Genomic DNA, 11,292 nt, shown 5'->3' on the forward strand with positions numbered 1-11,292 from the left:
ACCATAAAAATTATGCAAAACATAGAAACAAAAAAACGCTCTTACGACGTTAAAGAATGGCAACGTGGTTATGACTCTCAGCCTCAAGAGTTTAGCTACTGGATTGATGATATTGAGGGACAAATTCCGGCTGATTTAGAGGGTACTTTTTTTAAAAATGGCCCTGGTTTGTTGGATATAAATGGCAGTTCGATTCATCACCCGTTTGATGGGGATGGGATGATTTCTTCGGTGGCTTTTTCTCAGGGTCGTGCTTATTTTCGCAATAAATTTGTGCAAACTGCGGGATATTTGGAAGAAAAGAAGGCAGGTAAAATTCTTTATCGGGGTGTTTTTGGTACTCAAAAACCGGGTGGTTGGTTGGGTAATATTTTTGATTTAAAAATTAAAAATATTGCCAATACTCATGTTATTTATTGGGGCGGAAAGTTACTGGCTTTGTGGGAGGCTGCGGAACCTCACCGGCTTGATCCTTATACTTTGGAAACCCTTGGTTTGGATTATTTGGACGGGATTTTACAACCGGGTGAGGCGTTTTCTGCTCATCCCCGTGTTGATGGGGATCGGTTGGTGAATTTTGCGGTTAAACCTGGTCTTTCTAGCACGATTACTATTTATGAGCTAGATAAAACCGCTGCGTTACTTACAAAACACGCTCATTCTATCCCTGGTTTTGCGTTTTTGCATGATATGGCTATTACGCCAAATTATTGCATTTTTTTCCAAAATCCTGTTTCTTTTAATCCTTTGCCTTTTGTTTTGGGTTGGCGGGGGGCCGGTCAATGTTTGCAGTTAAACCCCAAAGAAAAAACGAAGGTAATTTTAATTCCTCGGAATGGGGGTGAGGTTCAAGTTGTGGAAACTGAGCCTTGTTTTGTTTTCCACCATGCGAATGCTTTTGAGGTGGGAGATAAGGTTTTTGTTGATTCAATTTGCTATTCTTCGTTTCCTTCTCCTGATGCGGATGGCGATTTTCGTGAGGTTGATTTTGAGCGTCTTCCGGCTGGGGAGTTGTGGCGTTTGGAGGTGGATTTAAGGGCGAAAACTGTGTCCCATGAGGTGATTGAAAGCCGCTGTTGTGAGTTTCCTACTTTGCACCCAAATAATGTGGGGAAAGCTTACCGTTATATGTATATTGGTACGGCTCATCAACCAACGGGTAATGCTCCTTTACAAGCGGTTTTGAAAATTGATTTTGAAACCGGCAAACGTGAAATATGGAGTGCGGCGCCAAGGGGTTATGCTGGTGAGCCGGTGTTTGTTCCGCGTCCAAATGGTGTTTCTGAGGATGATGGTTGGTTGTTGTTGTTGGTTTATGATGCTGCTTTTCATCGTTCGGATGTGGTGATTTTGGATGCGCGAAATTTGAATTATGGGCCGGTGGCTCGTTTGCATTTAAAACATCATATTCCCTATGGTTTACATGGCAGTTTTTCTGAGCAGTATTTTGGGCCCTAATCTGGTTTTGAGTTCGGGAGGCTGAGCCTCTCTAAGTGCGTACCCAGGCTGAGTCTGGGTACGAGATTAGGCAATAAAATGTAGGGGCAAACGGTGGCTGTGGTTGCCCGTTGTTAAAATTTAGGGGCAATTGCTCTCTGGTTGCCCGTCGTTTCGGGGTAGGCTAGAAGGGAAACATTTTTAATTACTAATCACCAATGCAGTACAGACGTTTTGGCCGCACAGAGTTACAAATGCCGGTGTTTTCTTGCGGGGGAATGCGCTATCAATATAAGTGGCAAGATGTACCGGCTTCTGATATTCCTACGGATAACCAGGAAAATTTGGAAGCGACCATTAAACGCTCTTTGGAATTGGGAATTAATCATATTGAAACGGCTCGCGGTTATGGAACTTCGGAAATGCAGCTAGGGCAAATTTTGCCGAAATTTGACCGAGAAAAATTGATTGTACAAACAAAGGTTAGTCCTTATGAAAATCCCCAGGAGTTTTTGCAGACTTTTGAGAAGTCTTTGGCTTATTTGCAGTTAGATTATGTTGATTTATTATCGCTACATGGTATTAATACTGCGGAGTTATTAGATTGGTCTGTGCGTCCGGGGGGTTGTTTGGATGTGGCGCGAAAGTTGCAAGCAGAAGGAAAGGTAAGGTTTATTGGCTTTTCTACTCACGGATCTACGGATGTTATTGTTAAAACAATTGAGACCGATGCGTTTGATTATGTAAATTTGCATTGGTACTATATTAATCAAAGAAATTGGCCGGCAATTGAGGCGGCAAATAAGTGGGATTTGGGGGTTTTTATTATTAGCCCTTCCAATAAGGGGGGGATGCTTTATAAGCCTTCGGATAAGTTGGTGGAATTATGCCGGCCTTTGAGTCCTATTGTGTTTAATAATTTGTTTTGTTTGAGTTATCCACAGGTGCATACTTTGTCTATCGGTGCGGCGACGCCAAGTGATTTTGATGAGCATATAAAGGTTTTGCCTTTGCTGGATAAGGCGGAGGAGTTTTTGCCGGTAATTATCGACCGTTTGGAAAAAGAAATGGCGGCAAAGTTAGGGGAAGATTGGGTAAAAAGTTGGGAAGTGGGTTTGCCAAATCACGAAGAAACGCCGGGGGGTTTGAATATTGGGGCAATTTTGTGGTTGCGAAATTTGGCGCTGGCTTATGATATGGTTGAGTATGGAAAAATGCGTTATGGGCTGTTAGGAAATGGCGGTCATTGGTTCCCTGGCAAAAAGGCGGATAAGTTGGATGAGTTGGATTTAAAAGCTTGTTTGGCAAAGAGTCCTCATGCTGATAAAATCCCGGCTTTGTTGGCAGAAACTCACGAGCTTTTGGGGGGTGAAGAGGTGCGCCGGTTGTCTCAAGAGTGACCGATTTGAGGTATAAAAATTAAAAACCCCTGGTTGAGCGCCGGCCAAAAGTCGGAAAAGCAGTGGTCTAGGGATTGTATCGGCTGAGTATTGAGTGATGGCAAGCAGATGAAAGTAATGTATTATCGCTTTTTTCAGTTTTTAATGATCTTCCTCACCGGCGTTTTTTTTGGAGTTTTATTGCCCAGAGATCAGGTGATTGAAAAAAGCCTCAGCAAAACAAGTCCAGAAAGTGTGATTCCGTCAGAATTTGAAGGGAAGTTATCTTTATTTATTTTGGCCGGTCAGTCGAATATGTCGGGACGAGGTGAGTTATTGCCAGAAATAACGGATGCGAGAATTGTTGTTTTTGGTAATGATTATGAATGGCATTTAGCGGCTGAGCCGGTTGATGGTGCCACCGGCCAAATTGATAAGGTTTCCCAAGATTTTCATGCCGGTTATAGTCCGGCTTTTTCTTTTGCAAAGCAGTTATTAAAATATAATTCTCATCACATGATTGGGTTAATTCCTTGTGCAAAGGGGGGTAGTTCGATTGCGGAATGGCAGCGAAATTTGAGCGAGAAAAGTCTGTATGGTTCTTGCTTAAAACGAGTTAAACTTGCAGCCACAAAAGGTAAGATTTCTGGGGTGCTTTTTTTCCAAGGCGAAGCCGATGCTTTGAAGCCAAAGCCTAATGCTAAATTTCCGCCTTTTCCGGGCCGGTGGGCTGCAAAATTTACGCGGTTTGTTGATGATTTTCGCGGGGATTTATCTCAGCCTGATTTACCTGTGGTTTTTGCTCAAATTGGTAGCACAAAATCGCCGAAATTATATATTAATTGGCAAGAAGTTCAGCGACAGCAAGAAGAGGTGAATTTATCCTCGGCGGCGATGATTTATACGCGAGATTTACCCTTAAAAGATGATGTACATTTTACAACGGCAAGTTATCAAAAGATTGGAGAGCGTTTTGCTAATCAGTTTTGGCAGCTAACTCAGCAGAAATCTAGGCGATAATCTGCCGGCTTGTTGTAGAATCCTTGTTAAGGTTTGTCAAACTACGAGGATATAGCGATTATGAGTTTAAAACGCCGAAATTTTCTGTTTATAACGGCTGCAAGTGTTGCTGCGATCACAGCCGGTGCGTGCAATGCTTCGGGGAATAGTTCAGTAGAAAGCAAAAATTCTTCTAAGCCTACCCAAGTTGCTCAAAATACAGGGGTTTTTGAATTAGCGCCTTTACCCTATGCTTTTAATGCGCTTGAGCCTCATATTGATGCGCGGACAATGGAATTTCACCACGATAAACATCATGCAGCCTACGTTAAAAATCTCAATGATGCTATCACTAAACACCCGGAACTAAAAGGCAAAACTGCTGAACAGTTAGTGCGGGATATTAACAAAATTCCCGAAGATATCCGCACAAGTGTGAGAAATAATGGCGGCGGTCATGTTAACCATACAATGTTTTGGGAAATTATGAGTCCCAATGGTGGCGGCGAACCGAAAGGGGCAATTGCTGATGCAATTAAACAAAGTTTTGGCAGTTTTGATAACTTTAAAAAGCAGTTTAATGATGCCGGTGCTAAGCGTTTTGGCAGTGGTTGGGCTTGGTTAGTTCGCACTCCTGCCGGCAAGTTGGAAGTTACCAGTACAGCTAATCAAGATAGCCCTTTTATGGATGGTAATTATCCAATTATGGGTAATGATGTTTGGGAACACGCTTATTATCTCAACTATCAAAACCGCCGCGCTGATTATTTAACAGCTTGGTGGAATGTTGTTAATTGGGATGAAATTAATAAGCGTTTTGCTAAAGCGGTTGGTTAATTAAAGATTGGGGCGGTCACCAAATCAGCCGCCCCTATGGAATGGGTTAAGGGTTCAATTTACGCGGCAAATTTTGCTTAGGTTTGCTAGTTTTTTTGATGTGGATGCAGTTGCGAATGCTGTTACTGAGAGGGGTGGTGAAACTGTCAATAAAAACCACTTCCCCGCCCCATTTTTTCAAAACCGGCTCTAAACTTTGTGTTTCTTCTTCTGTCCAATGACCGCGATAAAGAATTGCTGTTCCGTTCATTTTTAACAACGGTAAAGAATATTCAGCGGCTAAAGATGCTGCACCCACTGCTCGAATTAACACAAGATTATAGGCTTGCCGGTGGTCAAAATGCCGGTTTAATTCTTCAGCCCTAGCGGTAATTGTTTCGCCATTTTCTATGCCTAATTCCTTTAGCACCGAATCGATAAATATGAGTTTTTTGCGAGTAGAGTCCAGCAGTTTTATTTGCCAGTTTGGTTGACCAATAGCCACCGGCAACCCTGGAAACCCCGCGCCGGTGCCGATATCAATTACTTTAAAATCGCTATTTTCTTCTGGCTTATAGCTTGGAAAAACCCCCCGCAAAGAATCCCATAAATGCTTTTCCCAAAACTCATCTGGTTGGGAAATTCTCGTTAAATTCAAGCGCTCATTTCCGGCCAAAACAAGCTCATAAAGCTTTTGAAATTGCCCTTGCTGAAAAGCAGAAGGCTGCCAAGAAAGCGTTTCTAACCACAACTCATCCATTGCCGGCAGTTGAGGCAAATTTGCTGTTAATTCTTCAGTCATTGATGCTTTTTAAAACCCCTTTATGAACTAACCCCAGACAATTCTTGTTTTTGAAGTTGCGCCGGTTCAATTGCTTTTAAATTGCCGTGTTCCAGCGTCCAGCAACGGTCTGCTACACTCAACAAATCTCCAGCATCGTGAGTAACCACCAATAAACTCCAATTGGCTTTTAACTTTGCTAATAAATTTACCAATTGCCGGCGCATTGACCAATCTAAACCCGCCGTTGGTTCATCTAACATCAATAAATGTGGCTGACGAATTAGCTGTACTGCCAAAGCCAAACGCCGCTGCTGTCCGCCGCTTAAAGAATTCGGTGAAGTGTGCAAAGGCAGATGATCTAAACTCACTTCGGCGAGAGTTTTATTAATTTGTTCTGAGCCTATTTCTGGATGTCCCAGACGCAATTCTTGTAAAATTGTATTGCCGCAGAAATGCCTTTCTGGAAACTGAAAAACCAACCCACCTAACTGTTGCAAATGTTCCGCTTCAAGTTCCTGATCTCGCCAAAAAATTTTGCCCTTAGTAGGAGTTGCCAACCCTGCTAAAATTTCCAATAGAGTTGTTTTGCCTGAACCGCTTGGCCCAATCACCAACCCTAACTGCTGGGGGGCGATTTCTAAATTAATCGATTTCAGAATTGGGGCCGGTGTGGCCGGTGGGTGATAAACCAAATTTTTGAGATAAAGCATTTAATGCGATCAACGTTGTTTCGCCGTAGATTTTCTCTATTCTATCACTTACCCTAACATCCTCGACAAGTCAGGTAAAAATAAATCCTCATCCCAAGCGACTTTAAACTAAGCAATTGTTACTTTTGTGCTGCAAAATAGCCCTTTTATTTATTATTTTTGTTGTAATTTATTGAGCAAAATAATTAATCCGTAAAAACATGAGTTTAAGCGTCTGTTTTTATTAAATTTATTCAAAAAAACGACCCCATCAAAAGCGATTGATGGGAGCGTTTGATTATTTCAAAATCTTGTCTAAAAAGGGCTTTTTTATTCTCTCTCCAGATAGATATAAAACCCAAAAAGCTTTATAAGCTTAGGCTAAAGAAACCACAATAAACTCTTACTATCGGCAGAAACAAAACAGGTTTTAAGTTCCTACTATTAAAAGTGTAGTTTCAACCCCAGAATTGAACCATGACTAAGGAAAGCGACAACAATACAAGCAAACGCGGCTTCGCCTCTATGGATGAAGACAAACAACGCGAAATAGCCAGTAAAGGCGGTAAAGCTGCTCACGAAAAAGGCACCGCTCACGAATTTACCCATGAAGAAGCAGTAGAAGCCGGTCGCAAAGGCGGAGAAGCCGTAAGTAAAGACCGCGACCATATGTCAGAAATTGGCAAAAAAGGCGGAGAAGCCGTAAGTAAAGACCGCGACCATATGTCAGAAATTGGCAAAAAAGGCGGGAAATCTTAAGCACTATTTACAACTTGATTAAATCCATTTTTCCTTGAAGCCGGTACCCTTGCCGGCTTTGTCGCATTTCGGTAAAACAACATAATAATTATCAAAATATCCGCCCCCCTTCCTAAAAAAAGCAACAGGCATTAAACTAAAGTTTAAAATCAAAAATTGAACCCTTATGAGAGAAGCGAGAAACGTCCTCGGTGAACCCCTACAATTATGCTGCAACGCCCCCCGCACCGGCTATTATCGAGACGGCTACTGTCACACCGGCGACCTTGACTTTGGCCTTCATGTTGTTTGTGCCCGCGTCACCGCCGAATTTCTCGAATATACAAAATTGCAAGGCAACGACCTCTCCACCCCCGTCCCGCAATATCAATTTCCGGGCTTAAAACCGGGCGATTGCTGGTGTTTATGCGCCTCCCGTTGGAAAGAAGCCTTCGATGCCGGTTGCGCCCCACAGGTCAATTTAGCCGCTACTCACGCTCGCGCCCTCGAATTCGTCTCCCTCAACGAACTCAAACAACACGCTATTTAAACACTTATCATTTTATGCTCAAAAAAATCCTGATTTTAACCACCACAACTAGCGGCCTTCTTTTCCCCATGAATGTGCTTGCTACAGACATTAAAAACGAAGATTCAACCAGCTATAACCTCCGCATCGAAATGGGAAACACCACCTTTACCAACCAAATTGGTGCCCTTTCCACCCAAACAGATATCTGTGATAAAAAATGCAAAATCTCGATTCGAGGGGCCAGCATCGAAGCCGATAAAGACGATATTATTATCATCAAAAACGGCCAATTTACTAGAGAAACTAAAAAGTAGCTTTTGGGGACTGGGTTTATTTTAGCGAAATAACCAATCAGAAAAAATGAACAATCCAGAATACTGCATAGTCTTAGTAACAACCGGCACAAAACAAGAAGCAGAAATTATCGCCAAAAAACTCATTTCTGACAAACTTGCCGCCTGCGTTACTTTGCTGCCGGTTCATTCTATCTACACCTGGGAAAACGAAATTCACAGCGATGATGAATGGCAACTTTTCATCAAAACAAAACTCACTAAATTTGATGAACTAGAAACCACCATCAAAAAACTGCATTCCTATCAAACCCCAGAAATTATCGCCCTGCCAATTCTGGCCGGTTCTGTACCCTATCTCAACTGGATATCAGAAAACGTCAATAGTCAATAATCATTTGTCATAGCAAAGCCGGTTTAAAAAAGTACAGACGTTCATCTGTAGTGGGGCAGGCATCCTGCCTGCCTAAAGGCTGCGGTTGAAAAAAAAAGCCCATCCCCAAAAACATCCCATCTGCCATCAAATCTGGTATCAGATAGACTACTGTAAAAACCTGGCGCGGAAACGGAAAAACCCATAAGAACTCGTTGAATTAGGGCCGGTTGCGGTTGGTAAATTGCCTAAATTTACCACCACAGCACCATTAGAATTCACCCCTTGACAAGGCGAAGAACCCACCGGCACAGAGATAGCAGAACCTGCCGCAAAAAACTGTCCAACATCCCCATCAACCGCATTAGTTGAAATATTTTGAGAATTATTCAACAACAGCGAAACACCACGATTTGTACCAAAAGCATCCCCAATAAACTGTAAACCGGCCGGCACCAAATCACATAAATTAACATTAGCAGCCTGCGCCCCACCATCCGACAAGAAATAAATCGTATATTCCACCTCATCCCCTGGTTGAATCGCTACATTATCAATGCGACCCTGTAAAAAGTTTTGCGGCCAATTTGTCGCATTATCATTCGTATCCGCCGGATCATCCACCACCTCATTAAACGCCGTTCCATTCAACGCCGTTACCCGTTTCACCAAACGCAGACGCGGTTTATTTGGCAAAGACAAACTCGCCTGGTCATCTTCCGCCGGATTATTATTTCCCGGAGTCGAATTAGGATCGCCTTGATCGCTGGCCTGTACCTGCGCCGTATTCGTCACCACATCCGACGTATTCAACGTCACCGTCAAACGCAAAGTAGCATTCCCACCATTGGCAATTTGTCCCACTATCCAGAGGCCGGTTGTAGGATCATAAGTACCAATCGAAGCCACAGAAGAAACCAACGTCAACCCCACCGGCACTTGTTCAAGAACCTGCACACCAGTCGCCGTCGCCGGCCCAGAATTTCGCACAGTTACCGTATAAGTAAAAGTTGTACCGAGTGTAGGATTCAAATTATCCGAGGTTTTCCTCAAAGACAAATCTGCAATATCTTGAGGCAAAGTCACACTTGCCTGGTCATCCTCACTGGGATTATTATTGTTAACCACAGAATCCGGGTCTGGCACATCAGAAGCCGTCACCTGCGCTGTATTACTCACCTGCCCCTCCGCAGTTTTCCTTGCTTGGATCGTCAGAGTCGCCGTTCCCCCATTGGTCACAGTACCCACCGTCCAAACGCCGGTTGCTGGGTCATAACTTCCACTCGCGGAAACAAACGTCAACCCCGCCGGCAGCCGGTCTGTCACCTGCACACCAGTAGCATTGCTAGGGCCAGAATTTCTGAGGGTAAGAGTATAGCTAATCGTATCTCCGACACGCGGGTTAGCCACATTTGCCGTTTTTGCCAAAGATAAATCAGCCCCCGTTGCCGGTACCGTCACACTATCTTGGTTATTATTAGGATTCGGGTCTGGTTGATTTGAAGCCGTCACCGAAGCAGTATTTGTGGCATTGGCAGCATTCAAAACCGCCGTAATTCGCAGAGTTGCTGCTTGACCGTTATTCAAATTTCCTAGGTTCCAAATGCCGGTACGGTTATCATAATTTCCCACACTTGTTATCGCCGAAACAAACCCAACCCCTGCCGGAAGTTGGTCTGTAATTTGTACGCCGGTGGCGTTGGCCGCGCCGGTGTTTGTGACCGTTATCGTATAAGTAAATTGTTGACCAAGGGTGGGATTAGGATTATCCACCGACTTCGCCAAAACTAAATCGGCTGTTTGTTGAGGAGTTGTGACAGTGGCCGTGTTATTTTCTGGCACCGGATCAGTTTGGTCAGAAGCCGTCACCGAAGCCGTATTTGTAATCGGATTTGCGGTATTAACGCGGGCAGAAATCGTCAAAGTCGCCTCGCCACCATTGGCAACATTTCCCACCGTCCAAACGCCTGTGGTGGCATCATAGCGGCCTTGAGTTGCCGTTGCAGAAAGCAGAGTTAAACCCTGCGGCACCTGATCTGTGACTGCCACATCCGAGGCATTACCAGGGCCATTATTGGTCAATCTCACCGTGTAATTAATGGTTTCTGAGGGGGTAGCATTTGGCCGGTCTACGGTTTTTGTAATTGCCAAATCTGCCGGTAAGTCTGGGATAGTTACACTAGCTGAATTATTGCCGGGATTGGGGTCTGTTTGATCAGAATTGGTGACGCTGGCTGTATTTGTGACTGGGTTGGCGGTGGAGACGGTGGCTGTAATAGTGAGGGTGGCTGTGGCACTATTGGCAAGATTTCCTATATTCCAGATGCCGGTGCCTGAGTTATATGTTGTTCCGGTTGTTGTTGTGGCGCTTACAAATCTTAAACCCGGTGCCAATTGGTCGGTTATTTGTACATTTGTGGCATTTGCGGGGCCGTTGTTTGTGGCAACAATTGTATAAATTACCTGTTGTCCGGGGGTGGGGTTTTGATTGTTGACGCTTTTAATGACTGATATATCTGCCGGTTGTTGTTGCGTGATGGTTGCTGAGGCAAAATCATCTTCATTTAAATTGCCATTGGCGGGGATGGAGTCTGGATCGTCTTGGTCGGAGGCTGTAATTTCTGCGGTGTTGGTTTGGGTGACGGCATTATTGACGGTTGCTGTTACGGTTAAAGGTACATTTCCCCCATTGGCAATTGAGGCTAAATTCCAGACAATTTGCCTAGTTATGTTATTATAAACTCCGCCATTTGATGCAGAAACAAAGTTTAAACCGGCCGGTAATGTATCGGTAATTTCGACGTTGGTTGCAGTGGCCGGCCCCGCATTATTTACTGTTAGGGTAAAGGTGACATTTTCTCCTACTGCTGGTGTTGAATTATTGACGGTTTTTCTTAAGGATAAATCTGCCTGTTGGTTAATCGTGGTGGTGTCGGTGGCGGTGTTGTTTGCGGGGTTGGGATCAGTTACACCGGCCGGTGGCGAAACAGTGGCAGTATTAGTTAGGGTGCCGGTGGCTGTCGGGGAAACGGTACCGGCAATAGTAAGAGTTATACTTTGTCCTGAAGCTAGAGTTAAATTAGTCCAGTTGCCGGAGGTAGAGTCGTAAGTGCCGGTATTAGGTGTATAACTGGAAGCGATAAAGCCGGCCGGCAGAGTATCGGCAACGGTGAGACTGTTAACAGTAGAGGGGCCGTTATTTGTCACAGTAATAACGTAGGAACTGGTACCACCAGGGTTAATTGTGCTCAG

The 11,292-nt window shown here is 44.1% G+C and carries 11 protein-coding genes; 8 read left to right on the forward strand and 3 right to left on the reverse strand.

Annotated features, from left to right (window positions below):
- The first annotated feature begins 12 nt into the window (after nucleotides 1-12).
- From NG798_RS16300 to NG798_RS16315, 4 genes are all read left to right on the forward strand, one after another.
- Nucleotides 13-1,458, forward strand: a complete 1,446-nt coding sequence (locus NG798_RS16300; RefSeq protein WP_261224742.1) for a carotenoid oxygenase family protein — start codon at nucleotides 13-15, stop codon at nucleotides 1,456-1,458.
- Nucleotides 1,459-1,655: 197 nt separating this feature from the next.
- Nucleotides 1,656-2,837: an aldo/keto reductase gene (locus NG798_RS16305; RefSeq protein ID WP_261224743.1), complete on the forward strand. Its 1,182-nt coding sequence runs from the start codon at nucleotides 1,656-1,658 to the stop codon at nucleotides 2,835-2,837.
- Between the two features lie 108 nt (nucleotides 2,838-2,945).
- The gene (locus tag NG798_RS16310; RefSeq protein ID WP_261224744.1) at nucleotides 2,946-3,836 is read left to right on the forward strand and encodes a sialate O-acetylesterase; all 891 of its coding nucleotides are present in this window, start codon (nucleotides 2,946-2,948) and stop codon (nucleotides 3,834-3,836) included.
- Between the two features lie 60 nt (nucleotides 3,837-3,896).
- The gene (locus tag NG798_RS16315) at nucleotides 3,897-4,652 is read left to right on the forward strand and encodes a superoxide dismutase (RefSeq protein ID WP_261224745.1); all 756 of its coding nucleotides are present in this window, start codon (nucleotides 3,897-3,899) and stop codon (nucleotides 4,650-4,652) included.
- Nucleotides 4,653-4,698: 46 nt separating this feature from the next.
- Here NG798_RS16315 and rsmG read toward each other — a convergent pair whose 3' ends face one another.
- Both rsmG and NG798_RS16325 read right to left on the reverse strand, forming a co-directional pair.
- Complete coding sequence (gene rsmG / locus NG798_RS16320; protein WP_261224746.1) at nucleotides 4,699-5,433, reverse strand: 16S rRNA (guanine(527)-N(7))-methyltransferase RsmG; 735 nt, start codon at nucleotides 5,431-5,433, stop codon at nucleotides 4,699-4,701.
- Nucleotides 5,434-5,453: 20 nt separating this feature from the next.
- Entirely contained in the window at nucleotides 5,454-6,125 is a 672-nt protein-coding gene (locus NG798_RS16325) for an ABC transporter ATP-binding protein (RefSeq protein WP_261224747.1), read from the reverse strand.
- 456 nt (nucleotides 6,126-6,581) lie between these two features.
- On the opposite strand from NG798_RS16325, the gene NG798_RS16330 reads away from it, so the two are divergent.
- The 4 genes from NG798_RS16330 to cutA all read left to right on the forward strand — a co-directional run bounded on the left by NG798_RS16330 (nucleotide 6,582) and on the right by cutA (nucleotide 8,061).
- A complete protein-coding gene (locus NG798_RS16330; protein WP_261224748.1) occupies nucleotides 6,582-6,863 on the forward strand; it encodes a KGG domain-containing protein in 282 nt (93 codons plus the stop codon).
- A gap of 166 nt (nucleotides 6,864-7,029) precedes the next feature.
- Complete coding sequence (locus NG798_RS16335) at nucleotides 7,030-7,392, forward strand: DUF2237 family protein (RefSeq protein ID WP_261224749.1); 363 nt, start codon at nucleotides 7,030-7,032, stop codon at nucleotides 7,390-7,392.
- Nucleotides 7,393-7,406: 14 nt separating this feature from the next.
- Nucleotides 7,407-7,688: a hypothetical protein gene (locus NG798_RS16340; protein WP_261224750.1), complete on the forward strand. Its 282-nt coding sequence runs from the start codon at nucleotides 7,407-7,409 to the stop codon at nucleotides 7,686-7,688.
- A 46-nt stretch (nucleotides 7,689-7,734) separates the two neighbouring features.
- On the forward strand, nucleotides 7,735-8,061 hold the full coding sequence (gene cutA, locus NG798_RS16345) for a divalent-cation tolerance protein CutA (RefSeq protein ID WP_261224751.1): 327 nt from the start codon (nucleotides 7,735-7,737) through the stop codon (nucleotides 8,059-8,061).
- A gap of 147 nt (nucleotides 8,062-8,208) precedes the next feature.
- Here cutA and NG798_RS16350 read toward each other — a convergent pair.
- A partial coding sequence (locus tag NG798_RS16350) for a DUF11 domain-containing protein (RefSeq protein ID WP_261224752.1) occupies nucleotides 8,209-11,292 on the reverse strand: 3,084 nt, incomplete at its 5' end.

This window comes from Ancylothrix sp. D3o (assembly GCF_025370775.1).
GTDB lineage: Bacteria > Cyanobacteriota > Cyanobacteriia > Cyanobacteriales > Oscillatoriaceae > Ancylothrix.

Coding starts and splice junctions, on each gene's coding strand:
- NG798_RS16310 (WP_261224744.1), top strand. CDS start 2,946: ATGAAAGTAATGTATTATCGCTTTTTTCAGTTTTTAATGATCTTCCTC.
- NG798_RS16330 (WP_261224748.1), top strand. CDS start 6,582: ATGACTAAGGAAAGCGACAACAATACAAGCAAACGCGGCTTCGCCTCT.
- NG798_RS16305 (WP_261224743.1), top strand. CDS start 1,656: ATGCAGTACAGACGTTTTGGCCGCACAGAGTTACAAATGCCGGTGTTT.
- NG798_RS16335 (WP_261224749.1), top strand. CDS start 7,030: ATGAGAGAAGCGAGAAACGTCCTCGGTGAACCCCTACAATTATGCTGC.
- NG798_RS16340 (WP_261224750.1), top strand. CDS start 7,407: ATGCTCAAAAAAATCCTGATTTTAACCACCACAACTAGCGGCCTTCTT.
- rsmG (WP_261224746.1), bottom strand. CDS start 5,433: ATGACTGAAGAATTAACAGCAAATTTGCCTCAACTGCCGGCAATGGAT.
- NG798_RS16315 (WP_261224745.1), top strand. CDS start 3,897: ATGAGTTTAAAACGCCGAAATTTTCTGTTTATAACGGCTGCAAGTGTT.
- NG798_RS16325 (WP_261224747.1), bottom strand. CDS start 6,125: ATGCTTTATCTCAAAAATTTGGTTTATCACCCACCGGCCACACCGGCC.
- cutA (WP_261224751.1), top strand. CDS start 7,735: ATGAACAATCCAGAATACTGCATAGTCTTAGTAACAACCGGCACAAAA.
- NG798_RS16300 (WP_261224742.1), top strand. CDS start 13: ATGCAAAACATAGAAACAAAAAAACGCTCTTACGACGTTAAAGAATGG.